This is a genomic window from Herbaspirillum sp. CF444 (assembly GCF_000282135.1).
Classification (GTDB): domain Bacteria; phylum Pseudomonadota; class Gammaproteobacteria; order Burkholderiales; family Burkholderiaceae_D; genus Herbaspirillum.
In genome coordinates this window covers 32,296-58,605 of record NZ_AKJW01000023.1, presented here as the reverse complement: position 1 = coordinate 58,605, position 26,310 = coordinate 32,296, and the positions used below count along the sequence as shown (strand labels likewise).

At 59.0% G+C, this 26,310-nt stretch carries 24 protein-coding genes and 3 tRNA genes; 8 read left to right on the top strand and 19 right to left on the bottom strand.

Annotated features, from left to right (window positions below):
- Positions 1–49: 49 nt before the first annotated feature.
- The 10 genes from PMI16_RS06495 to PMI16_RS06450 form a co-directional block, all read right to left on the bottom strand.
- Positions 50–125: transfer RNA gene (locus PMI16_RS06495), tRNA-Val, on the bottom strand.
- A 48-nt stretch (positions 126–173) separates the two neighbouring features.
- Positions 174–446 (bottom strand): HU family DNA-binding protein, encoded by a 273-nt coding sequence (locus PMI16_RS06490; RefSeq protein WP_034379419.1) that lies wholly within the window; start codon positions 444–446, stop codon positions 174–176.
- 283 nt (positions 447–729) lie between these two features.
- On the bottom strand, positions 730–3,138 hold the full coding sequence (gene lon / locus PMI16_RS06485) for an endopeptidase La (protein WP_007877640.1): 2,409 nt from the start codon (positions 3,136–3,138) through the stop codon (positions 730–732).
- A gap of 299 nt (positions 3,139–3,437) precedes the next feature.
- Positions 3,438–4,703: an ATP-dependent Clp protease ATP-binding subunit ClpX gene (gene clpX, locus PMI16_RS06480; protein ID WP_007877639.1), complete on the bottom strand. Its 1,266-nt coding sequence runs from the start codon at positions 4,701–4,703 to the stop codon at positions 3,438–3,440.
- A gap of 281 nt (positions 4,704–4,984) precedes the next feature.
- Positions 4,985–5,611, bottom strand: a complete 627-nt coding sequence (gene clpP, locus PMI16_RS06475; protein ID WP_007877638.1) for an ATP-dependent Clp endopeptidase proteolytic subunit ClpP — start codon at positions 5,609–5,611, stop codon at positions 4,985–4,987.
- A gap of 53 nt (positions 5,612–5,664) precedes the next feature.
- The gene (tig, locus tag PMI16_RS06470; RefSeq protein ID WP_007877637.1) at positions 5,665–7,011 is read right to left on the bottom strand and encodes a trigger factor; all 1,347 of its coding nucleotides are present in this window, start codon (positions 7,009–7,011) and stop codon (positions 5,665–5,667) included.
- A gap of 196 nt (positions 7,012–7,207) precedes the next feature.
- Entirely contained in the window at positions 7,208–8,551 is a 1,344-nt protein-coding gene (locus PMI16_RS06465; protein ID WP_007877636.1) for an amidase, read from the bottom strand.
- Positions 8,552–8,565: 14 nt separating this feature from the next.
- Positions 8,566–9,021: a CreA family protein gene (locus PMI16_RS06460; RefSeq protein ID WP_085942258.1), complete on the bottom strand. Its 456-nt coding sequence runs from the start codon at positions 9,019–9,021 to the stop codon at positions 8,566–8,568.
- Positions 9,022–9,143: 122 nt separating this feature from the next.
- The gene (locus PMI16_RS06455) at positions 9,144–9,341 is read right to left on the bottom strand and encodes a DUF1653 domain-containing protein (RefSeq protein WP_007877633.1); all 198 of its coding nucleotides are present in this window, start codon (positions 9,339–9,341) and stop codon (positions 9,144–9,146) included.
- Between the two features lie 114 nt (positions 9,342–9,455).
- Positions 9,456–9,542, bottom strand: a tRNA-Leu gene (locus PMI16_RS06450).
- 360 nt (positions 9,543–9,902) lie between these two features.
- On the opposite strand from PMI16_RS06450, the gene hpnC reads away from it, so the two are divergent.
- A complete protein-coding gene (hpnC, locus tag PMI16_RS06445) occupies positions 9,903–10,712 on the top strand; it encodes a squalene synthase HpnC (protein WP_007877632.1) in 810 nt (269 codons plus the stop codon).
- Positions 10,713–10,828: 116 nt separating this feature from the next.
- On the opposite strand, the gene PMI16_RS06440 is transcribed toward hpnC, so the two are convergent.
- Both PMI16_RS06440 and PMI16_RS06435 read right to left on the bottom strand, forming a co-directional pair.
- Entirely contained in the window at positions 10,829–11,173 is a 345-nt protein-coding gene (locus PMI16_RS06440) for a hypothetical protein (protein ID WP_007877631.1), read from the bottom strand.
- 203 nt (positions 11,174–11,376) lie between these two features.
- Positions 11,377–11,592 (bottom strand): hypothetical protein, encoded by a 216-nt coding sequence (locus tag PMI16_RS06435; RefSeq protein ID WP_007877630.1) that lies wholly within the window; start codon positions 11,590–11,592, stop codon positions 11,377–11,379.
- A gap of 167 nt (positions 11,593–11,759) precedes the next feature.
- Between PMI16_RS06435 and PMI16_RS06430 the strand changes: the two genes are divergently transcribed.
- Together PMI16_RS06430 and dbpA are read left to right on the top strand one after the other, a co-directional pair.
- A tRNA-Met gene (locus PMI16_RS06430) sits at positions 11,760–11,836 on the top strand.
- 153 nt (positions 11,837–11,989) lie between these two features.
- The gene (gene dbpA / locus PMI16_RS06425; RefSeq protein WP_007877629.1) at positions 11,990–13,390 is read left to right on the top strand and encodes an ATP-dependent RNA helicase DbpA; all 1,401 of its coding nucleotides are present in this window, start codon (positions 11,990–11,992) and stop codon (positions 13,388–13,390) included.
- 83 nt (positions 13,391–13,473) lie between these two features.
- Here dbpA and PMI16_RS06420 read toward each other — a convergent pair whose 3' ends face one another.
- On the bottom strand, positions 13,474–14,310 hold the full coding sequence (locus PMI16_RS06420; RefSeq protein ID WP_007877628.1) for an HDOD domain-containing protein: 837 nt from the start codon (positions 14,308–14,310) through the stop codon (positions 13,474–13,476).
- 384 nt (positions 14,311–14,694) lie between these two features.
- Here PMI16_RS06420 and hpnD point away from each other — a divergent pair, with 384 nt between their 5' ends.
- The 4 genes from hpnD (at position 14,695) to PMI16_RS06400 (ending at position 18,611) form a co-directional block, all read left to right on the top strand.
- The gene (hpnD, locus tag PMI16_RS06415; protein WP_007877626.1) at positions 14,695–15,528 is read left to right on the top strand and encodes a presqualene diphosphate synthase HpnD; all 834 of its coding nucleotides are present in this window, start codon (positions 14,695–14,697) and stop codon (positions 15,526–15,528) included.
- Positions 15,529–15,614: 86 nt separating this feature from the next.
- Positions 15,615–15,974 (top strand): YxeA family protein, encoded by a 360-nt coding sequence (locus tag PMI16_RS06410; RefSeq protein WP_007877624.1) that lies wholly within the window; start codon positions 15,615–15,617, stop codon positions 15,972–15,974.
- Positions 15,958–17,304, top strand: coding sequence for a hydroxysqualene dehydroxylase HpnE (gene hpnE, locus PMI16_RS06405; protein WP_007877622.1), 1,347 nt, complete (start codon positions 15,958–15,960; stop codon positions 17,302–17,304). The genes PMI16_RS06410 and hpnE overlap by 17 nt, the downstream gene beginning before the upstream one ends.
- Before the next feature lie 164 nt (positions 17,305–17,468).
- On the top strand, positions 17,469–18,611 hold the full coding sequence (locus tag PMI16_RS06400; RefSeq protein ID WP_007877620.1) for an alpha-hydroxy acid oxidase: 1,143 nt from the start codon (positions 17,469–17,471) through the stop codon (positions 18,609–18,611).
- Between the two features lie 84 nt (positions 18,612–18,695).
- Here PMI16_RS06400 and PMI16_RS06395 read toward each other — a convergent pair whose 3' ends face one another.
- The 4 genes from PMI16_RS06395 to PMI16_RS06380 all read right to left on the bottom strand — a co-directional run bounded on the left by PMI16_RS06395 (position 18,696) and on the right by PMI16_RS06380 (position 22,062).
- Entirely contained in the window at positions 18,696–19,379 is a 684-nt protein-coding gene (locus tag PMI16_RS06395; RefSeq protein WP_007877618.1) for an ankyrin repeat domain-containing protein, read from the bottom strand.
- Positions 19,380–19,389: 10 nt separating this feature from the next.
- On the bottom strand, positions 19,390–20,169 hold the full coding sequence (locus tag PMI16_RS06390) for a TatD family hydrolase (RefSeq protein ID WP_007877616.1): 780 nt from the start codon (positions 20,167–20,169) through the stop codon (positions 19,390–19,392).
- Between the two features lie 74 nt (positions 20,170–20,243).
- Positions 20,244–20,780, bottom strand: a complete 537-nt coding sequence (locus tag PMI16_RS06385) for a response regulator transcription factor (protein ID WP_007877614.1) — start codon at positions 20,778–20,780, stop codon at positions 20,244–20,246.
- A 25-nt stretch (positions 20,781–20,805) separates the two neighbouring features.
- Positions 20,806–22,062 (bottom strand): ATP-binding protein, encoded by a 1,257-nt coding sequence (locus PMI16_RS06380; protein WP_034379416.1) that lies wholly within the window; start codon positions 22,060–22,062, stop codon positions 20,806–20,808.
- Positions 22,063–22,370: 308 nt separating this feature from the next.
- On the opposite strand from PMI16_RS06380, the gene PMI16_RS06375 reads away from it, so the two are divergent.
- Positions 22,371–24,596: a TonB-dependent receptor gene (locus PMI16_RS06375; protein ID WP_007877611.1), complete on the top strand. Its 2,226-nt coding sequence runs from the start codon at positions 22,371–22,373 to the stop codon at positions 24,594–24,596.
- Positions 24,597–24,689: 93 nt separating this feature from the next.
- Here the strand turns inward: PMI16_RS06375 and PMI16_RS06370 are convergent, their stop codons facing one another.
- Together PMI16_RS06370 and PMI16_RS06365 are read right to left on the bottom strand one after the other, a co-directional pair.
- On the bottom strand, positions 24,690–25,193 hold the full coding sequence (locus tag PMI16_RS06370; RefSeq protein WP_007877609.1) for a GNAT family N-acetyltransferase: 504 nt from the start codon (positions 25,191–25,193) through the stop codon (positions 24,690–24,692).
- 62 nt (positions 25,194–25,255) lie between these two features.
- Positions 25,256–26,284: a DNA polymerase III subunit delta' gene (locus PMI16_RS06365; protein WP_007877607.1), complete on the bottom strand. Its 1,029-nt coding sequence runs from the start codon at positions 26,282–26,284 to the stop codon at positions 25,256–25,258.
- Positions 26,285–26,310: the final 26 nt, after the last annotated feature.

Sequence of the window (26,310 nt, the reverse complement as noted above, 5' to 3'; positions counted from 1 at the left end):
TAACCAACTGAACTACCACTCCTAAACTGTTGCTGACCGTTTGAGATTCTGGTGGGTGCTGAGAGGCTCGAACTCCCGACCCGCGCCTTGTAAGGGCGCTGCTCTACCAACTGAGCTAAGCACCCGCACCTAACTCAAACAATCACTCGCCATCTGTCAATGACGAAAGACCGCTAGTTTAGCGCATCTTTTAAAGCTTTGCCAGGTTTAAATTTAGGCACTTTCGCTGCCTTGATCTTGATCGCGTCGCCGGTACGCGGATTTCGGCCTGTACGCGCCGCACGCTTGCCTACGGAAAAGGTGCCGAAGCCAACCAACGTGACGCTTCCGTTCTTTTTCAATGTGGTTTTTACTGCGTCGATGACGGCATCAAGCGCTCGGGCCGATGCTGCTTTGGAGATATCCGCAGACTTGGCAATGTGATCGATCAATTCGGTTTTGTTCACTTACGCCCCTTTAGACAAAGATTGGATTTCGCAACGGCGTCTTCCTCTGTGAATGAGGCCAGACGCTCATCACACGCAATGCAGAAAAATCTGCAGAGGCTATTAAACAAGCCGCAAACCCTTGTGTCAAGCGGTTTGCAGAGGCACGCACCGACCTGAAAATCAGCTTTGCCAAATACGTAAAACGTTTTATTTTTTTGCCAACGACATAAAAAAAGCGCTCCGAAGAGCGCTTTTTCATCTTGCCCGACAAGACCAGGAGCCTTGCCGGACAATCATGGCATCAATGCTTCACGACACTGGAATCCGCCGATTCTTCCTTCGGGGCCACCGCTGCGACAACCGCTTCTTCGTCGGTCAAAGGAACCGGTTGACGCTCCAAAGCTATTTCCAGCACCTTGTCGATCCAACGCACCGGCACGATTTCCAACTTGTTCTTCACGTTGTCGGGAATCTCGGTCAGATCCTTGACGTTTTGCTCAGGGATCAGGACCGTCTTGATGCCGCCGCGATGCGCCGCCAGCAGTTTTTCCTTCAGGCCGCCAATCGGCAACACTTCGCCGCGCAAGGTGATCTCGCCGGTCATCGCCACGTCGGCGCGAACCGGGATACCGGTAAACACCGACACCATCGCCGTCGTCATCGCGATACCTGCCGAAGGACCGTCTTTGGGTGTCGCACCTTCAGGAACGTGGATATGGATGTCGCGTTTCTCGAACACGTCGCTCCTGATGCCGAGCTTTTGCGCGCGGCTGCGCACGACGGTGCGGGCTGCTTCGATCGACTCCTTCATCACGTCGCCCAATGTGCCGGTGCGAATCACGCCGCCCTTGCCCGGCATCGTCACGGCTTCGATGGTCAGCAGGTCGCCGCCCACTTCGGTCCATGCCAGGCCAACGACCTGGCCGACTTGATTTTCTTTTTCGGCGATGCCGAAATCGAAACGACGCACGCCGAGGAATTTGTCCAGGTTGCGCGAAGTCACGGTGACCTTCTTCTCCTGCTTCTTGAGCAACAGCATCTTCACGACCTTGCGGCAGATCTTCGACACTTCGCGTTCCAGCGAACGCACGCCGGCTTCGCGGGTGTAGTAGCGAATGATGTCGCGGATCGCCGACTCGGCCACGCTGATTTCGCCTTCTTTCAGACCGTTGTTCTTGATCTGTTTCGGCATCAGGTAACGTTGCGCGATACTGGTCTTTTCATCTTCGGTGTACCCCGACAGGCGAATGACTTCCATCCGGTCCAGCAGCGCCGGCGGAATGTTGAAGGAGTTCGACGTCGCCACGAACATCACGTCCGACAAGTCGAAATCGACTTCGATGTAATGATCGGAGAAAGTATGGTTCTGTTCCGGATCCAGCACTTCCAGCAGCGCCGACGACGGATCACCGCGGAAATCCATGCCCAGCTTGTCGATTTCGTCGAGCAGGAACAACGGATTGCGCACGCCGACCTTGGCCAGGCTTTGCAGGATCTTGCCCGGCATGGAACCGATGTAGGTACGGCGGTGACCGCGAATCTCGGCTTCGTCACGCACGCCGCCCAATGCCATGCGCACGAACTTGCGATTCGTTGCACGGGCGATCGATTGGCCCAGCGAAGTCTTGCCCACGCCCGGAGGACCGACGAAGCACAGGATCGGCGCTTTCAGCTTGTCGACGCGCTGTTGCACGGCGAGGTATTCCAGAATGCGTTCCTTGACCTTGTCGAGGCCGTAGTGGTCCCCTTCGAGGACTTTTTCGGCATTCGGCAGATCGTTGTTGACCTTGGATTTCTTCTTCCATGGCAGACCGACCAGCGTGTCGATGTAATTGCGCACGACCGTGGCTTCAGCGGACATCGGCGACATCAGCTTGAGTTTCCGCAATTCGGACTGCGCCTTTTCCAGCGCTTCCTTCGGCATCTTGGCGGAGAGGATCTTCTTCTCCAGCTCTTCCAGATCGGCGCCGTCTTCGCCTTCGCCCAACTCCTTCTGGATGGCCTTGACCTGTTCGTTCAGGTAGTACTCGCGCTGCGACTTTTCCATCTGGCGCTTGACGCGGCCGCGAATGCGCTTTTCGACCTGCAGGATGTCCAGTTCGCCTTCCAACTGGCCGAGCAGATGCTCATGGCGCTTGGCGACGTTGAAGATTTCCAGGATGACTTGTTTTTGCTCGAGCTTGAGCGGCAAATGTGCGGCAATGGTGTCGGCCAGACGACCGGCGTCGTCGATGCCGGCCAGCGAGCTCAGGATCTCGGGCGGGATCTTCTTGTTCAGTTTGACGTACTGGTCGAATTGCTGAACGATGGTGCGGCGCATGGCTTCCACTTCAGCCTCGTCGCCCAGCTCGGACTCGACTGGTGTCAGATCGGCAACAAAATGGGTGTCCAGTTCGCTGATGTGATGAATGCGCGCGCGCTGTGCGCCTTCGACCAGCACTTTGACAGTGCCGTCGGGCAACTTCAGCATTTGCAGGATATTGGCGACGCAGCCGATTTCATAGATGTCGTCAGCCGACGGCTCATCCTTGGCGGCGGCTTTCTGGGCGGCAAGCATGATGCTCTTGCCCTGCTCCATAGCGGCTTCCAGAGCCTTGATCGACTTTGGACGACCGACGAATAAAGGGATCACCATATGCGGGAAGACAACAACATCCCGCAACGGCAACAGAGGCAATTGCGTTTGTTCTGTGAGAGTAGAAGTCGTCATGGCGAGCCTTATCAAAAGTTACTGTTAGTGATGTTGGCGCGAGCTGCTAAAACACAAGCCCAAACTGAATAAAAACACGACAACTTTTTGGCGAAATGTACTTTTGGCAAAGTTGAACTGCGGTTAATAAAGTGACAAAAAAGGCAACAAATCCGCAAACAAAAAAAGCCACACACGAAGTCGCCCTCGGGTGGCTTTACGATGGAAGCCGAAGTGATGTTCGCGGTTTATTGTACCGCTTTTAGTTCAAGCGGATTCCATCCGGTATTTTTTTGCTCCCCGATGGCTTCCGCCTGCGATCAGCCGCCCGATACCTTGGGCTGCTCGTGGTAGATCAGCAAAGGCTTGGCGCCGTTGGTGATGGTGTTTTCATCGATGACCACCTTGGCGACATTTTGCTGGCTTGGCAGTTCGTACATCACGTCCAGCAGGGCATGCTCAAGGATGGAGCGCAGACCACGCGCACCGGTCTTGCGCGCCAGCGCCTTCTTGGCGATGGCTTGCAAAGCCGCCGGACGGATTTCCAGTTCGGCGCCTTCCATTTGCAGCAGCTTGGCGTATTGCTTGATCAGCGCGTTCTTCGGCTCCAGCAGGATCTGGATCAGCGCTTCTTCGTTCAACTCGTTCAGCGTCGCAATCACAGGCAGACGGCCGACCAGTTCCGGGATCAGGCCGAACTTGACCAGATCGTCCGGTTCGGCGTGCAGCAGCACTTCGCTGGCGGTCTTCTGGGTCTGGCTCTTGACGTTGGCGCCAAAGCCGATGCCGCTCTTTTCGGAGCGTTCGGAAATAATTTTCGCCAGGCCGTCAAATGCGCCGCCGCAGATGAACATGATGTTGGTCGTGTCGATCTGCACGAAGTCCTGGTTGGGATGCTTGCGACCGCCTTGTGGCGGCACCGACGCCATCGTGCCTTCGATCAGTTTCAGCAGGGCCTGCTGGACGCCTTCGCCGGACACGTCGCGGGTAATCGATGGGTTGTCGGACTTGCGCGAGATCTTGTCGATTTCGTCGATATAGACGATGCCCTTCTGGGCCTTCTCGACTTCGTAATTGCAGTTCTGCAGCAGCTTCTGAATGATGTTCTCGACGTCTTCGCCGACATAGCCGGCTTCCGTCAGCGTGGTCGCATCGGCGATCACGAACGGTACGTTCAGCATGCGTGCGAGTGTCTGGGCCAGCAAGGTCTTGCCGGAACCGGTCGGACCGACCAGCAGGATATTGCTCTTGGCGAGTTCGACATCGTCCTTCTTGCCGAGATGCTTCAGACGCTTGTAGTGGTTGTACACGGCCACCGACAGAATGCGCTTGGCAGTCTGCTGGCCGATCACATACTGGTCGAGCAATTCGGAAATTTCCTGCGGCGTCGGCAGATCCGACTTGGCACCGGCAACCGACTCGACGCTGGAAGCTTCGTCGCGAATGATGTCATTGCACAGATCGATGCATTCGTCGCAAATAAAGACCGACGGACCTGCGATCAGTTTCTTGACTTCATGCTGGCTTTTGCCGCAAAACGAGCAATAAAGCAGCTTTTCGCCACTGGAAGATTTTTTCTCGGACATATAGGGCAAATGTGAATAGAGTTCGGCTTGATAATACCTGCGATTTCATGATTCGTCACGGAATCGCCATATTTGGGCGCCAGTAAAAGCAGGTTCTAGCCTACCGCATGTAAGACTGAAAACAAAAAAAGCAATGAGGTGGAAATCAGGCCTTAATTTCGGCATTGACAGTTTCTTACACGATGACGCAGTGCAAAAAGAAAATGCCCGAACCGAAGTTCGGGCATTTGCTGAAAACACAATGCTCAACGTACGGAACTACAGGACAAAACCACCTGCCATTACGCGCGCTTTTCCAGTACCTGATCGATCAGTCCATATTCAGCCGCAGCGGTAGCCGACATGAAATTGTCGCGATCGGTGTCCTTGCCGATCTGATCGGTCGTACGACCGGTCTTCTCTGCCAGGATGACGTTCAGACGTTCACGCAGGTACAGAATTTCGCGCGCCTGGATTTCGATGTCCGACGCCTGGCCTTGCGCACCGCCCAGAGGCTGGTGAATCATGATGCGCGAGTTCGGCAACGAAAAACGCTTGCCCTTGGCGCCGGCGGCCAGCAGGAAAGCGCCCATCGAGGCAGCCAGACCGGTACACAGCGTGGAAACATCCGGCTTGATGAATTGCATCGTGTCGAAAATCGCCATGCCGGCCGATACCGAACCGCCCGGGGAGTTGATGTACAGCGAAATGTCCTTGTCCGGATTTTCGCTTTCCAGGAACAGCAGCTGCGCCACCACCAGGTTGGCGGTCGCATCATTGACCGGACCGACCAGGAAAATGATGCGCTCTTTCAGCAAGCGCGAATAAATATCGTACGCACGCTCGCCGCGACCGCTCTGCTCGATCACCATCGGGACCATGCCGAGCATCTCTGTATCCAGTGCAGACTGCTTGATGAAACCTGTCATGTGCATTTCCTTATGCGTAGTAGTCTTCTCTGATGTTACCCGAGAAGGTCGGATTACGCTTGCGGCTGATTGCCCATCAATGCGTCGAACGCGACCGATTTCTCGGAAACCTTGGATTTACCCAACACGTAGTTGACGACGTTTTCTTCCAAAACAAGAGCCTCGACTTCTGCCAGGCGGCGACGGTCGCTGAAGTAGTACTTCAGGACTTGTTGCGGGTCTTCGTAGCTTTGTGCGAAGTCTTCGACTTGCGCCTTGACTTGTTCTTCGGTGGCTTCCAGCTTGTTGGTCTTGACGACTTCCGCCAGGATCAGGCCCAGGCGGACGCGACGTTCTGCCTGAGCGGCAAACAGTTCGCGCGGCAGTTGCATGCCTTTAGGGTCCATGCCGCGTTGCGCCATGTCCTGATGCGCCATTTCGACCAAACGCTCGATGTCTTGCTCGACCAATGCCTTCGGCACTTCCAGTTCGCTGACCTTGATCAGGGCGTCCATGACGCTGTCCTTGGTCTTGGCCTTGGTGCGGGCGCTGACTTCGCGTTCCAGATTGCGCTTGATGTCTTCGCGCATCTTGGTCAGGTCGCCGTCTTCGATACCCAGCGATTTTGCGAATTCTGCGTCGACTTCCGGCATGTGCGCCCATTCCAGCTTCTTCAGCGTGATGGTGAATTCCGCAGTTTTGCCGGCCACGTCCTTGCCGTGGTAGTCAGCCGGGAATGCCAGCGGGAAAGTCTTGGACTCGCCGACCTTCAGGCCGATCGTCGCTGCTTCGAATTCCGGCAGCATGCGGCCTTCGCCCAGCACGAACGGGAAGGCATCGGCCTTGCCGCCCTGGAATTCAACGCCGTCGATCTTGCCGACGAAGTCGACCGTGGCGCGGTCGCCGTTTTGTGCAACCGGCTCGCCGCCGTCGCCGTGCGCGCCTTGCTCGCCCTTGACGTGGTAGTGCACGCGTTGCTTGCGCAGGATGTCCAGCGTCTTGTCGATTTCGGTGTCGGAGACAGCCGATGTGGTCTTCTCGACTTCAGCCGAGGACAGATCGCCGATCACGACTTCCGGATAGATTTCAAATGTTGCATCGAATGCCAGCGAACCGTCCGCCACGCCTTCGCTGGTCTTCGGTTCGATCTTCGGATAGCCGGCAACGCGTAAATTGTTTTCGACTGCGACGTCGTTGAATGCGCGACCGACCTTGTCGTTCAGCACTTCGGTTTCGACCTGATAGCCGAACTGAGCGGCAACCATCTTCATTGGCACTTTGCCTGGGCGGAAGCCTGGCGCCTTGGCCGTGCGAGCGCGCACTTTCAGGCGTTTTTCAACTTCAGCCTGCACGTCGGCCAGTGGGAATGTCAGGGTGATACGGCGCTCAAGTTTGCTCAGAGTTTCGACTGCAGTTGCCATGTGAATCGTCCAAAAATTAATAAATTCCGTGGTGCGGCCCGGAAAGAACCGGCATGAAAACCATGCCTTTTCGCCCTGCCCGGCCGCGCTAAAGTCCGCTATTTTATACGGAAAAGATGCCGTTGCGCCAAAACGCCCCGGTTCTGTTAATAAAAACGGCTGATGCTGTCCGTAAATCTTGCGCCAGCCTTGCCCGTCAGCCTTGCTTTGCGAGCAAAACCGCCTCGACAGCCCGGCCGATGGCCAGCACGCGCGCATCATCGCCATGCTGGCCGCAGACGCTGATGCCAACCGGCAATCCGTCCGGAGAAGGACATGGAAGGTTCAGTGCGCAGCCATCAAGAAAATTGATCACGCTCGGATTGCGCAAAACCAATCCGTTGCTTGCAAAGAAAGTCTCATCGCTTTCCTGCAAAGCCTGTATCAGGGGCGGCACCACCGGTACGGTCGGCATCAGCCATGCGTCGAATACCGACAGGCGACGCCTTGCTTGCGCAATGATGCGCCGGCGCGCTGCAAGAAGATCGAGGTAATCCGCGGCCGTCTGCTGCGATCCACGACGAATGCGCACCGCCACGCGCTGATCGTACTGATCGGCGGAGCTTGCCAGCAGCTTGCGATGCCAGGCCCACGACTCCGCCGCACTGAAGCCGCCGCCGGCATTGATCGACGGCAACTCTTTCAATTCCGAAAATGCAAATCGCTGGATCAACGCGCCCGCGCTTTGCAAACGCGACAACGCCGCCTCAAAAGCCGCACGCACCGTGGCGTCCATGCCGTCGGCAACAAAATCGTCCGTCACGCCGAAGCGCAAGCCCGCCAGCGGCACGGCGTCCGTTTCCAGCACTTCTCCCGACAAAATCGCATCGACGATGGCGCAGCAATCCACGCTGCGCGACAACGGCCCCGCCGAATCCAGCGTCGTCGACAACGGCACCGCACCTTGCAGACTCACGCGACGCGCGGTCGGCTTGAAACCCGTCAAACCGCAGAATGCGGAAGGAATCCGGATCGAGCCGCCGGTATCCGTACCCAGCGCAGCCACGGCCATGTCCAGCGCCACCGTCACCGCGCCGCCGGAGGTCGAGCCGCCGCTTACACGTTGTTCATCAAAAGGATTGCGCGGCGTGCCGTAATGCGGATTCAGGCCGAGGCCGGAGAAAGCGAATTCGCTCATGTTGGTACGTCCAAGCAAAATCGCACCCGCATGCCGCAAGCGCGCCACCGCCGGCGCATCCGCCGTTGCCGCCGGCGCATTCGCCAGAGCTTTCGATCCCGCGGCGGTGACTTCGCCCTGTACGTCGAACAAATCCTTGATCGACACCGGCAAGCCCGCCAGCAGCGACGGCACATTGCCGGCGGCGCGCGCCGCATCGCTGGCGCGTGCAGATGCCAGCGCACGCCCGGCGTCGACGCTGACGTAAGCCGCGCCCCCTTGCTCCCGATACGACGCAATGCGCTCCAGCGCCTGCTCGACCAGCTTGACGCTGGTGATCTGCCCCGCCTGCAATTCTGCCGCGAGTGTCCTGATTGTTTTCATCGCTTATTCCTTGCCTATTTGACCGGAATGGGAGTGGACGCAGCCACGGGAACGGCGGTAATCGCGTTCATCGGGCTACCGTCGATCAGTTTGTCGGAATAGGTCAGATAGACCAGGGTATTGCGCTTGACATCGACCAGCCGCACGATGTGCAGGCGTTTGAACAAGATGGACATGCGTTCGGAGAACACATCCTCCTGTTTCGGCACCGTCCCCTTGAACGTCACCGTCGCCGCCACCTGGCGGCAGGCAATGGACGCCTCGGACTTGTCCTCGGCCAGCCCGACCGTACCCTTGACGCCGCCGGTGCGGGCACGCGAGACATAACAGGTTACGCCGACCACTTTCGGATCATCGTAAGCCTCGACGGCGATGCGATCATTCTTTCCCAGCCAACGAAAGGCCGTGCTGACGTCGCCGAGTTCCTGCGCATTGACAGATGACGCCGCAAACACGGACGCCAGCGACATTGCGCCAACCAGACTGACTAATTTGTTCATGATTTTCCTGCCTGACTCAGAAATAGACGAAACCATGACATTAACAGATCGCTCCAATCCGCCGCATCGAAGAATCGCCGGATTTGCGGAAATCAACCCGCCTCGTCCAGCGGCGCAAAACGCGGCACGCGCTTGCCGTCGACTTCGACGATTTCGTGAAATACTTCTTTCGGACGAATCCAGACCGTACCGTTGGCGGCGCGATAAACAACCATCGGCGTCAGATCAGACTCCAGCGTCGCGTCATGGAGATATTCGTAAATGCCGCCCTTGTAATGCTGGTAACGCATGCAAACCTCAACAAAAGATGGAAAGACCGGAAAATGAAAACGCCCGGCCCGGAACAAGCTGCGACCGAAGTCGGCATATCCTTGCCGGGCGAACAGAAAAACCAAAGGGGATGTTGGTGCGAGGGAGGGGACTCGAACCCCTACACCATTGCTGGCGTCAGGACCTAAACCTGGTGCGTCTACCAATTTCGCCACCCTCGCTGAAAGGTGCATCACCGACCGGACCGCGTTGGGACTTTTCAGCGTATTTGCCGGAAAACCAAGCCCTGTCAATGAGGTAGCATTTTTATTGCAGCCCGCTATTCTACTGCAAGCTTGGCGGACTGTCTGCGTTTTTGTAGGGGCGTGGCGCAATTTTTCAGCGACCGCCGGCTCGTCCCTCGGTGCCCTGGCTGCCATGCCAAATCCTCGTCGACAGGCGGCTTGAACGGACTGGCGGCTCCATGGAAACCGATGCCGGTGGATTTTTCCATTACTATTCGGGACAGAAAAAGCAGGCAGCAACGCGCTATCCGCATCGCCATGCCTACCCTCACCTATTTTCACCGGATATCCGCTTGCATGGCCGTCGACCACTACGAAAATTTCCCTGTCGCTTCGATCTTGCTGCCGGCCCGTTTGCGCCCTGCCGTCAAGGCCATCTACGCCTTCGCGCGCAGCGCCGACGATATCGCCGATGAAGGCGACGCCGACCCGACGCAACGACTCGCCGCACTGACCGTATATGAACAGGAACTGGACAAGATCGAGGCCGGCACGCCGGTCTCCGATCCGATATTCGGCACGCTGGCGCAAGTCATTCGCCAATATCAACTACCGTTGACGCCCTTCCGCGACCTGCTGTCGGCCTTCAAGCAGGACGTTGCGACCAAACGCTATCAGGATTTTGGCACGCTGCTCGATTATTGCCGCCGCTCCGCCAATCCGGTCGGTCTGCTGATGCTGCATCTGTATCAAGCGGCGACACCGGAAAATGTGCGCGACTCCGACGCCATCTGCTCATCGCTGCAACTGATCAACTTCTGGCAGGACGTCGCCATCGACTGGAAGAAAGAACGGATTTATCTGCCGCTGGAAGACTTGCAGCGTTTCGGCATCAACGAACAAGACATCGCCGGCGCGATCAGCGGCCCGGCGTGGCACGCGCTCATGCAGTTCGAGATCGACCGCGCGCGCGCCATGATGCTGTCGGCGGCGCCGCTGGCGCATCGATTGCCGGGACGCATAGGCTGGGAACTGCGCATGGTTGTACAAGGCGGGCTGCGTATCCTGGAACGGCTGGAGCAAGCGGACGGCGATGTTTTCAGACGCCGGCCGAAGTTGGGCACGCCGGACTGGTGCGTGATCCTGTGGCGCGCGATTGTCATGTGACGATGGACGGCGTCGCAATAAGTGACGACGATAAAAAAAGCCTCTTCATCGAAGAGGCTTTTTGTTGCCGGCCTGAGCACCAGAACAATTCACGACGCCAGACCGCTGCAACGAAATTATTGCCCCTTGTTCAGGTCACTCTTGGGTTGAGGCTGCGCCAGCTGGGCATTGCGCTCGGCCGTGGATTCCTTCTTTTCCGCCTTCAGATCTTGCTTGGCGGCTTTTTTATCAGCCTTGGCTTGTTGCTTCACAGCCTTCTTCTGCGCCTTGTACTCCGCCTTGGCATCGGCGTCGGACTGACGCTTCTGTACATACGGATCGCTGGATACGCCGTTGGCTGGCGAGGCAGGAGCAATCATGCCCGGCGATGCAGGCACATCTGTCGTGCTTTGTTGTTGCGCCATGGCGCCGCCGGTCATGGCCAGCAGTGCGGCTGTAATAACGAGTTGACGTGTCTTCATGTGTGAATCTCCTTCTACATTATTCAATAAATCCGGCGCTGAGAAAGAAGTGGCGCGATGTCTGTCAGACATCGCCGGACACCGCTCCCACAAAGGCTTTGCGACGGGCATGCTTGGTAGAGACCAGAAATCCGCAATGGTTCGCGCGATTTGCAACTGATTGTTAAAGACCTTGCTTCAAGAGCGTTTGCGCAGCTCGCAACTCAGCGCTTGGGCGCCTTTCTCTTGCTTTGTTTGTAGATCGTTTTGGCGTCCAGCAAAGCGCGTTCTTGCGTACGCATCGCTTCGAAATCATCGTGCTTGACGAAGAACTCATCGGCCTGCGCCTTCACCACCATCTTGATGGCATCGGCGTCATTGACGTCGTACAGCTCCGCAATCAGCGTGGTCACTTCATCCAGATATTCTTCGTAAGTCATTTGCGTCTCCCTCTTCTCAATACTCGGTTGCTCGCGCCCCGGCCGAACGGCGCAGTGTATGCGTCCTCACCCTGCCAGTCTATCGCCTCCTGCAAATATATTTGCAGGAGAATGAAAATGATCTCTTGCTATTCAAATTGTTCCTCTGTAGACTTCGGTCCCTCAGACGCGGGGTGGAGCAGTCTGGCAGCTCGTCGGGCTCATAACCCGAAGGTCGTAGGTTCAAATCCTGCCCCCGCAACCAGATACCATAAGGGCTTGCACAGCGTGCAGGCCCTTTTGTTTTACCTTCTTCGTTATAGCGGATCATCGCCGGCGGCCTCAGACAAGACCGCAGGCTGCTCCTGATGCCGCTCTGTTAGACTTCCCACACTTCCGTTAGCGCTCAGGTCCAATCATGGTGAACACCACGCCCTCCTTTCCTTTTTCGAGCCTGGCGCTCATGCCGGCCATGCTCGCCAATCTGGACGTGCTCGGCTATCGCGAGATGACGGCGATCCAGGCGGAAAGCCTGCCCGTCGCGCTGGAAGGACGGGACCTGATTGCGCAAGCCAAGACCGGCAGCGGCAAAACCGCGGCATTCGGCATCGCCATGTTGCATCGGCTCAATCCTTCGTATTTTGCGATCCAGGGACTGGTCATCTGCCCGACGCGCGAGCTGGCCGATCAGGTGTCGAATGAATTGCGCCGCCTCGCGCGGTTCACCGACAACATCAAGATCCTGACGCTATGCGGCGGCACCGCCATGCGTCCGCAAATTGCGTCGCTGGAACACGGTTGCCACATCGTCGTCGGCACGCCCGGACGCATCCGCGACCACATCGGCCGCGACACGATCAACCTCAAAGCCGTTCAGACGCTGGTGCTGGACGAAGCCGACCGCATGGTCGACATGGGTTTTTACGAAGACATCGAAGGCATCGTCAGCGCCTGCCCTGCGCGACGCCAGACCCTGCTGTTTTCGGCGACCTATCCTGACGACATCCGCAAGGCCAGCGCGCGCTTCCTGCACGAACCGGTCGAGATCAAGGTCGAAGCCCAGCACGACGGTGAAAAAATCGAACAGCGTTTCTTCGAAGTCTCGGCCGAGCAGCGCAATTTTGCCGTCGCGCGCCTGCTCCAGCACTATCAGCCGGTCTCGACGCTGGCGTTCTGCAATACCAAGATCCACTGCCGCGAACTGGCGGAAGAATTACGCGCGCAGGGGTTCAGCGCACTGGCCTTGTACGGCGACCTGGAACAGCGCGAACGCGACGAGATCCTCGTGCAGTTCGCCAATCAAAGCTGTTCAGTGCTGGTCGCCACCGACGTCGCGGCGCGCGGCCTCGACATCGCCAACCTCAGCGCGGTCATCAACGTCGACGTCACCCGCGACACGGAAGTCCACATCCACCGTATCGGCCGCACCGGGCGTGGACAAGACAAGGGCCTGGCGCTGAACCTGTGCATCCCGACCGAAAAACGCTGGGTCAAGCTGATCGAGGAATATCAAAAAACGCCGGTGCAATGGTTCGACCTCAATGCGCTGGACACCAATGAAGACAAGGTGCTGCGCGCGCCGATGCGCACCTTGTGCATCCAGGGCGGCAAGAAAGACAAATTGCGCCCGGGCGACTTGCTGGGTGCGCTGACCGGCGATGTCGGCCTGACCAAGGAACAAGTCGGCAAGATCAACGTATTCGAGTTTTCAACCTACGTGGCGCTGGACTACCGCATCGCCGAGAAGGCTTATGCGCGCCTGAGCGAAGGCAACATCAAGGGCCGCAACTTCAAGATGCGATTGATGCGCAGCGCCTGACGCGACCTTCCCGCAACGGACCGCAATAAAAAAGCAGCCGGGATCAGCGGCTGCTTTTTTATTTCCTAACTCGCGGAATGGCGTCAGATCAGCAGAGCCTGGGTCAACGAACGAATCTCATCGGCCGAATCTTCCAGCACATCGCGCAGCGATTCGTCGCCGATGAAGTCGTCGACGATGGTATCGGCCGGACGCCCCGTTTCCAGCAAACTCTTCCGGAACGGCGACGGCACCGGCGACAACTCCTTGGCCAGCAACAGCACGTCGCCCAGGGTTTCCGGCGGCAACACGCGGATGCCATGCCACAAGGACTCCACGGCCGCCACGACGGCCTCGGGAATGCCGAGCTTCTTCAGCACGGCCCGGCCGATCATCTTCTCGCCGTATTCCGCCCAGTCCTCCGCATTGCCGTCAAGCAGTCCCGGGAACTCATCGGTGCGCGACAGCAGGTAAAACCCGCCGACTTCGTGGACGATGCCGGCGAACATGGCGGTTTCCGGATCCAGGCGCGTCAGCTTCAATGCGATCACCTGCGACAGCGCGGCGACGTTGGCCGTGTGTTCCCACAGTTGCGCCGCCTTGATGCGCATTTCCGGGTCGGAGATGTTGCGTCCCAACTGGCGCACGATGACCGCCGTCGTAATGGCATTGAGGGTTTTGAAGCCGAGACGCATGACCGCCGTGCGGACGTTGTTGATTTCACCGCCGGAGCGATTGTAGGCGGCCGAATTGGCGATCGCCACGGTACGCGCCGACAGCAGCGGCTCTGCCATCACCAGCTTGGCAGCCGCTTCGAGATGGCAATTCGGATCGTTAAGCGCTTGCTGCAGTTTGATCGAGGCGTTGACGTTGGTGGGAAATACCAGTTCGCCGCGACCGGCCTGCGTTGCAATGCTTCTGAAAGCTTCCAATCTGTTCATGAAGAATTAGTCTCCTCGCCTTGTAATATGAGCTGCTCACCCCTGCCGCATCCGATGGTGGCTTCTTGTGGAGAAGCTTGCGCCGGTCCGGCCTCTTGTCTTTCCGCTGTTCTTTGTCGTTGCGACGTCGCCTCTGTTTTGTGTTTTTATCAACAGCATCCGGATGACCGTCGCGGCGATGAAAGCCATTGCCGCCAGCCATGCCTGCTTGCCCTCAGCTTAATGTACAAAGTCGACTGCTGCAACCAGATATATCGGGGTCTTTCCCTGCTGTTTTCGGCGTTTAAAACGCACCCGGCGCGCAAAGCAGATTGCCCTTCGCCCCTCAGTCGGCTAGCATAGCGGCTTCGCGCATTGCGCCCGCTTTCATCGCCATCCCACTTCATGTCTCCTGACGAATATTGCCAGCAAAAAGCTGCCCAAAGCGGTTCCAGCTTTTACTACAGTTTTTTGTTCCTGCCGCCTGAGCGCCGGCGCGCCATTACCGCACTGTACGCCTTCTGCCGCGAAGTGGACGATACCGTCGACGAAATCGAAGACGCCGGCGTGGCGCGCACCAAGCTGATGTGGTGGCGCAAGGAAATTGCTGCAATGCTCAACGGGAATCCCAGCCATCCGGTCACCCTGGCGCTGCAGCCGCACGTGGCGACCTACGGCCTCAAGGGTGAACACCTGCAGTCCATCATCGACGGCATGGAAATGGATCTGGATCAGACCCGCTATCTCGACTTCCCCGGCCTGCAACGCTATTGCTGGCACGTCGCCAGCGTGGTGGGCATTTTGTCGGCCAGCATTTTCGGCGTCACGCAAGGCGATACGCTGCTGTTTGCGGAAAAACTCGGCCTGGCCTTTCAACTGACCAACATCATCCGCGACGTCGGCGAAGACGGTCGCAAGGGTCGCATCTACCTGCCGGTCAATGAATTACAGCAATTCAACGTGACTGCCGCCGACATTCTCAATGGCAGGCACAGCGAAAACTTCGAGAAACTCATGCGTTTTCAGGTGGAGCGTGCCCAGCGCGTGTACGACGAAGCCTTCGCACTGTTGCCGAAACAGGACCGCCGCGCCCAGCGTCCCGGCCTGATGATGGCAGCGATCTACCGCACGCTGCTCAGTGAAATCGAGCGCGACGGCTTCCACGTCCTGAATCAGCGCATTTCGCTCACGCCGATACGCAAGCTCTGGCTGGCGTGGAAGACATATATCCGCGGCTGAAAATCGCGCTCTGTATTTCCCGCCGAACGACTGAACTTTAGCTCTGTCGAAACGTCAATTTACTTTCCGAAATTGGCGGACAGAAGATGAAACGCATTTATGTACTACCTTTGCTCGCGGGCGTTGCTTTCGCCGCTTGCGTGCTGATGAGTCCGGGATTCAAGGAATTGCTCAAGCGCCTGGGCAAAGACGAGTTCTATGTATACGTGCTCAATCCCGGCAAAAAGATATTGCCGGACGCGTATGCCGGACAGCACTACGAATACCAGTTGCCGGCCGTGGGAGAAAGCGGCGCGCAAAAGACGCTGACGTTCACGGCAGCCAAGCAATTGGCGCTCGACACCTATTTGCGGCTGTACGTCTCTTCCACCGGCCGGGTCACGGCCTGGGAAGAAGTGCCGCAACAGGAATTACCGGACCGGATCAAGAATGGGAACATCCCCTGAGAAAAAAAGCAGTGATCACATCGCCGTCATCGGCGGCGGCTGGGCCGGCTGCACCGCCGCCGTCAGCCTGGCGCAGGCAGGACGGCGCGTCAGCCTGTTCGAAGCCAGCCGCATCCTCGGCGGCCGCGCCCGTCGCGTAGAGATCGACGGCCGCACACTGGACAACGGCCAGCACATTCTCCTCGGCGCCTACCGCGCCACGTTGCAACTGATGAAAACCGTCGGCATCGATGCCGGCAAAACCTTGCTGCGCCTGCCTTTGCAAATGCGCTATCCGGCCCACACCGACGGCATGGATTTCGTCGCGCCGCACCTGCCCGCCCCCTTGCACGTACTGCTTGCGCTGATCAAGGCCAAAGGGCTGACGCGCGACGACAAGATGGCGCTGGCGCGCTTTTCCACCACCGCGCGCTGGATGGGCTGGCAGTTGCATGAAGATTGCAGCGTCGCCGAATTGCTGGAGCGCTACGAACAGACCGAACGCCTGACCCGCCTGATGTGGGCGCCGCTCTGCATCGCCGCACTGAACACGCCGCCGCAGCGTGCTTCCGCGCAGGTCTTCCTGAACGTGCTGCGCGACAGCCTGGGTGCACGTCGTGCGGCGTCCGACATGCTGATCCCGCGCACTGACCTGACGTCGCTGTTTCCTCAACAAGCGGCAAGGTTCATCGGGCGACATGGCGGCGACGTCCATTGCGGACATACCGTTGATTCGATCACGTCGTTGCAAGGACGCTGGCAAATCCGCTTCAAACAAAACGACCAGCCTGCGTCGTTCGACGGCGTCATTATTGCCACCGGGCCGGAAGCCGCGGCCGATCTACTGGAAGGAATCGGCGACACCGCCTCGCTGCGCGCCCTGGACTACGAACCGATCACCACCTGCTATCTGCAATACCCGGCGCAGGTGCGTCTCGATCAGCCGTTCTACGCCTTGCCGGACAATCCGCAGCAAGCGGCGTGGGGACAATTCGTCTTCGATCGCGGCCAGCTCAGCGTCGACAGCTCCTCCGCCGATGCCGGCCTGCTGGCCGTCGTGGTCAGCGCCGCCGGCGACGCCATCGCACAGGGGCATGCGGCCCTGACCGAAGGTATTACCATTCAACTGGCACAGCAGTTACGAAATCCGCTGTTGACAACACCGCTGTGGAGCAAGGTCATCTCCGAAAAGCGCGCCACCTTTTCCTGCATGCCGGGCCTGTTGCGCCCGGACAATAGCGCCATGCCGCCCGGGCTGGCGCTGGCCGGCGACTATGTTGCCGGCGACTACCCCGCCACGCTGGAAGCCGCTGCGCAAAGCGGCATCAAGGCCGCTGAACTGTTTTTATAAGCAACCACGCCACCGCCGCAACTTAATTCAGCGAAACTTTTCATCTTTGCCGCCAAAGGGATTCACCCCAAGGCCAGCCTGTTTGTTCTACGATACGGTCAAAATTCAGCAAACACGTATCAATATTTTGACTTTACGGATTCCATTTTTCGGAGAATATAAACATGCCCGTCATCACCTGTGTCGAAGATTTGCGCGTTCTGGCAAAAAAACGGGTACCCAAGGCGTTTTACGACTATGCCGACAGCGGCTCCTATACCGAGAGCACCTATCGCGCCAACACCGACGACCTCGCCGCGCTGAAGCTGCGCCAGCGCGTCGCCATCAACGTTGACAAGCGCTCCACCCGCACCACCATGATCGGTCACGACGTCACCATGCCGGTAGCGATTGCGCCGACCGGCCTGACCGGCATGCAATGGGCCAACGGCGAAATGCTGGGCGCGATCGCAGCGGAAAAATTCGGCATCCCTTTCACGCTGTCGACCATGAGCATCTGCTCGATCGAAGACGTTGCCAGCGTCACTACCAAGCCGTTCTGGTTCCAGCTCTATGTGATGCGCGACCGCGGTTTCGTGAAGTCGATGATCGAGCGCGCCAAGGCCGCGAAATGCTCGGCGCTGGTGCTGACGCTGGACTTGCAGATCCTCGGCCAGCGCCACAAGGATCTGAAAAACGGCATGTCGGTGCCACCGAAACTGACGCTGGACACCTTGATGGATCTGGCGAGCAAGCCGGGCTGGGCGCTGCGCGCGCTGACCGGCCGCAAGACCTTCGGCAACCTGGCCGGCCACATCACCGGCGGCGGCAGCGGTATCCAGACATTGAGCCAATGGACCGCCAGCCAGTTCGACCCGACCCTGAACTGGGACGATGTTGCCTGGATCAAGGAACAATGGGGCGGCAAGCTGATCCTCAAAGGCATCCTCGACGTGGAAGACGCCAGGATCGCTGCGCAAACCGGCGCCGATGCGCTGGTCGTAAGCAACCACGGCGGCCGTCAGCTGGACGGTGCGATATCCTCGATCGAAGCGCTGCCTGCGATTGCCGAAGCGGTCGGCGACCAGATTGAAGTCTGGTTCGACGGCGGCATCCGCAGCGGACAGGACATCCTGAAGGCCACTGCACTGGGCGCCAAGGGCACCATGATCGGCCGCGCCTTCCTGTACAGCCTGGGCGCCATGGGCGGCGAAGGCGTGACAAAAATGCTGCAAATCCTGCAAAAGGAACTGGACGTGAGCATGGCGCTGACCGGCACCAAGGACATCAAGGATGTCGGCCCGCAAATTCTGATTCCGCGTCGCTGATATCACCCTCGCTATAAAAAATCCCGGCTCACGTCAGACGTGGCCGGGATTTTTTTATTGCTGAGCGATCCTTATTGATGCGCCTTACTGCCCCGGCTTCTGTAGCGACCACGGCGTGTGCTGACCGGTCAATTCTTCGACGACCTCCTTCTGGTCGAAACGGCGCGCCAGATCCAGGGCCGTCATGCCGTCGGCGTTTTTCAGCGTGACGTCGGCGCCCTCTTCCTTGAGCAGCCTGACGGCGGCAGTCCGGCCGCGCATTGCCGCCAGCATGATCGGCGTCATCTTGTCGTCGGGCGACTCGGCATCGATGTAGGCGGACGCATCCAGCAGTTGCTTGATGATGTTGGGATTGCCGTTGATGGCGGCGTAGTGCAAGGCGGCCCAACCGGGTCGGTTAACCTCGACTTCCTTGTCCAGCAACAGTTTCACCACGCGCTGATTGCCGTAAAACGCAGCGATCATCAGCGCGGTATCGCCATTTTTGGCTTTGACTTCAAGATCGATGCCTGGCGTGTTGAACAGCACGTCGAAAGCTTTCATCGAATCTTCGCGAATGGACAAGGTCAGCGCCGAATAACCGCGCTGCGGCTCAATCACGTTGGGGCCGAGGCCGCGCTTGATCAGCGCCTGCAATTCGCGCGGCGCGTCCATTTTGACGGCGGTGATGTAATCCTCATAGGAGCCGGCCTGCGCGGACAGCGGCATCAACGCGGCCAGCGCCAGCGAAGCAAGGTAAAAGGAACGGGCAACGATCTGCTTCAGCATGCGACAACTCTCATTTGGCCATCTTGAACAAGGTGAAAAAATTTTCGGTGGTGTGGCGCGCCACGTCTTCCACCGGGATACCACGCAAGTCGGCGATGAATTCTGCGACATGGCGCACCAGGCCCGGCTCATTGGTCTTGCCACGGTACGGCACCGGCGCCAGGTAAGGCGAATCGGTTTCGATCAGCATGCGTTCCAGCGGAATCGTGCGCGCCACTTCCTGCAAGGCCTTGGCGCTCTTGAAGGTGACGATGCCGGAAAATGAAATGTAAAACCCCAGCTCGATGGCGGCGTCGGCAACTTCCTGCGACTCCGTGAAGCAATGCATGACGCCGGCAACACCGCCGGCTGCCGGACTGGCCCCCTCTTCGCGCAAGATGCGGATGGTGTCTTCCGAGGCCGAACGGGTGTGGATGATCAACGGCTTGCCCGTGATGCGCGAGGCGCGGATATGCGTGCGGAAACGCTCGCGCTGCCATTCGAGGTCGCCTTCCAGGCGATAGTAGTCGAGGCCGGTTTCGCCGATGGCGACGATGCGCGGATGGTCGGCCAGTTCCACCAGTTGCTCGACGGTCGGCTCCGGCGTGTCTTCATAATCGGGATGCACCCCGACCGAAGCGTAGATATGCGGATGCTGTTCCGCCAGCGCCAGCACCTGGGGAAACTCGGGCAGGTTGACCGACACGCACAGCGCATGGCTGACGCGGTTCTCGACCATCTTGCCGAGGATGTCGGGCAGACGCGCTACGAGTTCGGGGAAATTGATATGGCAGTGGGAATCGATATACATGATGGGCGCTATTTTACGCCATCGTCATGCCGACGCGACCGGTGTGACCGGTATGCCCCCCATGGCCGGATCGCCTACTTTGCGACCGGACGCTTGGCCAGCTTGCGCTGCAGGGTGCGGCGATGCATGTTGAGCGCGCGCGCCGTCGACGAGATGTTGCCTTCATGCTCGGCCAGCACGCGCTGGATGTGTTCCCACTCGAGCCGCTCCACCGACAAGGGCGCTGCAGCATCGGTAAAGTCTGCGCCGGCGTCGTTGGCGCTGTGTTCCAGCGCCGAGAGGATGGAGTCGAGATTGGCAGGTTTAGCCAGATAATTGTCGGCGCCGGCCTTGATCGCCTGCACCGTGGTTGCGATGCTTGCATAGCCGGTCAGCACCAGCAGGCGCGCATGCGGCAATTTCTGCCGCAAAGGCGCAATCCACTGCAGGCCGGAATCCTGCTGCAACTGCAGATCGATCGTGGCGTAAGCAAAATCGGTATCGGCAGCGGCTTTCATCGCCTCTTCGCCGCTATGCGCGACCGTTGCCGAGAAACCTCTGCGCGACAGCGAACGCGCCAAGGTCGCGGCAAATACGTCGTTGTCGTCCAGGATCAGGAAAGCTGCGCTCATTGTCTTTGTTCTGCTGTAGGCCGGTTTATAAAAGAATCGTCAGGTTCGCACTGACGCCGCGCATGCCGTCGGAAGTCAATGCCAGCTTCGCCCCGACTTGCCGCGCCGTGGCAAAGGCCAGCATCAGGCCGATACCCTTGCCGCCGTTGCTGCTGCGCACCGGTTCATAGCCGAGGCGCTTGAGCAGATCGGGAGCGATGCCCGGTCCGTCGTCGACGACGCGAATCACGGCCTCATTGCGCTGCACGCTCAGCGTCATCTCGATCTTGCCGCTTTCATTGACGGCCTGCGCGGCGTTGTCCAGCAGGGTCAGCAAGATCTGTCCGATCAATTGCTGGTTCTTTGCCGGTCCCGTCTCCGCCGGCAGCGCCAGGCGTATCGAGACTGCCGGGTGACGCAAGCGCCAGGTGTCGACGAAATGCCGTAGCCAGTCGTTCAGGCGTGCCGGCGCCGAAACGTCCGCATGCCAGACCCGCACATCCATGCCCATGCGATCGAGCGCGGTCTTGCATGCGGCGATCTGCTCCTCCACCACAGCCAGATCGTCGCGGTACATCGTGAGGGCGCCATTGCGTCCTGCCTCGATGCGCAGCTCGCCGGCGATCACCGCCACCGTCGCCAGCGGCGTACTCATCTCATGCGCGGCGCTGGCGGCCTGCGTTCCCAATGCAACGATCCGTTCATCCTGCAACTGCTGCTCGCGCGCCTGGGCAAGTTGCGCATCGCGGGCGCGCACCGTTGCCGACATGCGCGTCACGAACCAGGTGATCAACGCCGCCGACATCAGGAAGTTCACCCACATGCCGGCCAGATGATAGGCCATCGCCTGATCATGGTCGTGGATATGCAGCGGCTGGTACAGATAAGTCAATCCGGAATAGCAGGCGAAGGAGTACAGCGCCAGCACAAAGGCGTAACGCGGGGCCAGGATCGCGGCGGCAACCGCCAGCGCGGGCAGATAAAAGGAAACGAAAGGATTGGTCGCGCCGCCGGTGAAATACAGCAAGGCCGACAAGCCGCTGACGTCGATGAACAGTTGCAGGAACAACTCCGGCTCGCGCACCGGATACGCGCGCCGCATGCGCCACCACGTCAGGCCGTTGAACGCCAGCATCAACGCCAGCACCGCGCACAAGGGCGCCAGCGGCAAATGCAGCCCCATTCCCAGATAGGCGCCGGCGACCAGCAAAGCCTGCGCCAGCGTCGCAATGCAACGCATCCAGAACAGGCGCAGCAGGAGCTGATGCTGCGGTAGCGGGCGGGAAAGGGAAAGTATCGGCATGAGGGAATTATATGTCGCCGCGATCGCGATGCAGTCAGGGAGAACAACCCGGGCACTGCGACGCGGATGCAGGAATTCAAGAATGGGCGGCATTTGTTTTCATAAAAGAAACTTTTAAAGTAAATGAGCAACATTCAGGCAAAAATACGCTTCCTCAATCAAATATTGAATACAAATGATAACGATTCTTAATTATAATTTGATCGATCCAGCATACTCGCCATGACGATCGGCGCCATCCTGACGTATCGAGTTTTGGCAATGTCCGAGCGCCAGGATTTCGACTATTTTCCATATCAAAGGACCTCATGCAATACCGCCTTACCCCTATCGCCGCAGCATTGGCTGTCGCATTCATCGTTCCGATGACCTACTCCAGCCAGACGCGCGCGCAAGCGACTTCAGCCGATACCACGCAAACGGCAGCGAAAACCGACCAGGCGCTACCGTCAGTGACCGTCAACGCGTCGGCCGATGCGTCCGCGGAAGGTTTGCCGCCCGCCTACACAGGTGGTCAGGTGGCGCGTGGTGGCCGGGTGGGACTCCTGGGCAACAAGGATTTCCTGGAAACACCTTTCAACAGCATCGCCTATACCGAACAACTGATCAAAGACCAGCAAGCCAAGGGCGTCGGCGACGTCCTGCTGAACGACCCGACCATCCGCGTCACGCGCGGCTACGGCAATTATCAGGAGTCGTACATGATCCGGGGTTTCATCACCAACTCGGACGATCTGGCCTATAACGGCTTGTACGGTCTGCTGCCGCGCCAATACGTGGCGGCGGAAATGCTGGAGCGCGTGGAAGTGTTCCGCGGCGCCAGCGCCTTCCTTAACGGCGCCACGCCTGGCGGCAACGCCATCGGCGGCACGATCAACCTGCTGCCCAAGCGCGCGTCGTCCGAGCCGACCACGCAATTCACCGCAGGCATCGAATCGGGCGGCCAGACCTATGTCGCCGCCGACATCGGCCGCCGTTTCGGCCCGGACGACCGCCTGGGCGTACGCCTCAATGTCGTACGCCGCGCCGGCGGCACTGCCATCGACAATGAAAACCGCGAACTGAACATGGCGACCATCGGCGTCGATTATCGCGGCAACGGCTTCCGCCTGTCGGCCGACCTCGGCCTGCAGGAATACAATCTGACCTCGACCCGCCCCAGCGTACGCATCGCTACCGCCCCGGCCGGCTATGTGCCCTCGGCGCCGAGCGCTTCCTCCAACTATGGCCAGAAGTGGTTCTACTCCAACGAACGCGATCTGTTCGGCACCGTGCGCGGCGAATGGGACCTGGCGCCGGATGTCACGTCGTGGTTCGCGCTGGGCATGCGCCAGGGCACGGAGAACAACAGCCTGGCCACGCCGAATGTGAACAGCACCACCGGCAACTTCACCTCCAACCGCTTCGACAACTCGCGCGAAGACTATGTCTGGACCGGCGAAGTCGGCATCCGCGGCAAGTTCGCCACCGGCGGCGTGAAACACGCGGTCAGCGCATCCGCCTCCAGCTACTGGCAGGATTCGCGCAATGCCTATGCGATGGCGCTGGGCACGGCAACCACCGGCAACCTGTATTCGCCAAGCGCCTCGGCGCAACCGGCCCTGAGCTTCTTCGGCGGCAGCCTTGCCAGCCCGCAGACCACGACCAAGACGCAACTGTCGAGCATCGCATTGGCCGATACGCTGTCGGTTCTGGATGAGCGCCTGCAACTGACCCTGGGCGGACGTTATCAGCGCCTCAAGACGATCGGCTACGACTACAACACGCATCTGCAAAACAGTTACTACAACAACGGTACGGTCACCCCGGTCGCCGGCATCGTCTACAAATTGACCAAGGAAGTATCGCTGTACGGCAACTACATTGAAGGCCTGCAACCGGGCACCAAGGTAACGGATACCACCGCCACCAACTTCGGCGCCATGCTGGCGCCGTACAAGTCGAAGCAAAAAGAAGTAGGCGTCAAATATGACGCGGGCAAGATCGGCCTGACGGTGGCCCTGTTCAGCATCGAGAAGCCGAACGTCATCACGGTCGGCCCTGCCGCCACCCCAACCTACACCACCAGCGGCAAGCAGGAAAACCAGGGCGTGGAAATCGGCGTCTTCGGCGATCCGCTGCGCGGCTTGCATTTGCTGGCCGGCCTGACCTTGCTGGACGCCAAGCAAAAACGCACCCAGGACGGCACCTATGACGGCAAGGATGCCATCGGTACGGCAAAGACCATGGCCAACGTCGGCGCAGACTGGGATATCCCCGGCGTACAAGGTCTGGCGGTCAGCGGCCGCGTGATCTATACGTCCAGGCAATATGTCGATTCGGCCAACACCCAGAGGATTCCTTCATGGACCCGCATGGATGTGGGCGCGCGCTACATGACCGACATCGGCGGCAAGGCCGTGACACTGCGCGGCGGCATCCAGAACCTGGCCAACCGCAGCTACTGGGAATCGGCAGGCGGATCCTCGGCCCTGGGTTATCTGGTGCAAGGCGCGCCACGCACCTTCATCACCTCGGCGTCGATCGATTTCTGATTGCCGGTGCCATCAACGAAAAGGGAAGCCTCGGCTTCTCTTTTTTTCTGGACCGTCGAAACGCTGCCTGAGCATCGGCAGCGCTGTGCCGCATCACGCGACGCGCTTGCCCAGGATTACCAGATCCCGCTCGATCCCATCCAGCGTCGCCACGCGCGGCATGTCGGCCCAGCGTTCGAACGAAAACGCTTCAAACAGCTTCAGGCTGGGCTGATTGTGACCGAACACGAATCCCAGCAGCGTATGCACCTTGATCGACGGCGCAAAGGCAATCGCCTGTTCGAGAAAGTAACGCCCCAGCCCCTGGCCGCGCGCCTTTTCGTGAATGTAGACCGACAGCTCGGCCGTGCCGGAATATGCCGGACGGCCATAGAAATTGGAATACGACAGCCAGCCGATGATTTCGCCGTCGCGCTCGGCAACCCACAGCGGACGCTTGTCGGGCGTATGTTCATCGAACCAGGCCTGGCGCGATTCCACGGAAACCGGTTCGGTATCGGCGGTCACTTCGCGCGAGGCGACGGTACTGTTATAGATGGCGACGATGGCATTCAGGTCTTCCTGGCGCGCCAGGCGATGGGTGTAGGTAAAGCGCATATTGAAAACGTAGTGAATGAATCAGCTTATCAAGCTGTCGGTACGCGCCCTGGATTGCCGCCTCAGGCAAACAAGGTCGAATACTCGATCAGCATTTCTTCAATGAACAGCCGTGCCGACAAGGGATGGTCGGCAATCGCGCGGCGATCGTTGGCGGCCTTCAGCGCAGAAGCGATCGTCGCTGTGTCGACGCGACCGCTGAGCACGCCAAGCTCCTTGCCGTAGCGCGGATAGTAGCGAATCGAGCCACCGGATTTCAGCGAGAACAGATCGTAGAGCCAGCGCTGTTGCCAGCCCACCAGATCGGCCACCGGAATTTTCTGCAGCCGCTCGGCGGTCTTCAGCGCCACGTCGATGCCGGGGTGACTCAGCGAGCGCAGGAATTCGTCCATGGTCTCGCGGCTATCGCCTTGCGATGCGTTGAACGCCGCCAGCGGCGCGCCGCCCTGCTCCGACAGCCAGACATCGGCGTCTTTGACGTTCTGCTGCTTAAGCCATGCCAGACCTTCGTCATGCGACGGCAACGCCAATGCGAATTTACGGCAACGCGACAGGATGGTCGGCAACAGGCGGTCGAGACGATTCGACACCAGCAGGAACATGGTGCTCGGCGGCGGCTCTTCCAGCGTTTTCAGCAAGGAATTGGCGGCGGCGGTATTGAGCGCTTCGGCCGGATACAGCACCACCACGCGCATGCCCGAACGGTGCGTCGACACGTTCATGAAGTCGGACAAGGCGCGGATCTGGTCGATCTTGATTTCCTTTGAAGGCGTCTTGCCGGCCTTCGCCGTCTTTTTCTCTTCGCCTTCGCCGTCATCGGCGGCATCGTCGCCGTCGAGAACTTCGGGACGCACGCGGCGGTAATCGGGATGGTTGTATTGCGAGAACCAACCGCAGGAAGCACAGGCACCGCAGGCATGGCCGTCGGCCTGGATGTTCTCGCACAACAAAGATTGCGCAAACGACTCGACGAAGTCGGTCTTGCCTATGCCTTCCGGACCATAGAACAAAATGGCGTGCGGCAAACGGGCCCGCAACTGCTGGAGTTGCAGCCAACTGTCTTCCAGCCAGGGAAAAACGGTATTGCTCATGCGTGATCAATCATGGATAAAGCGTT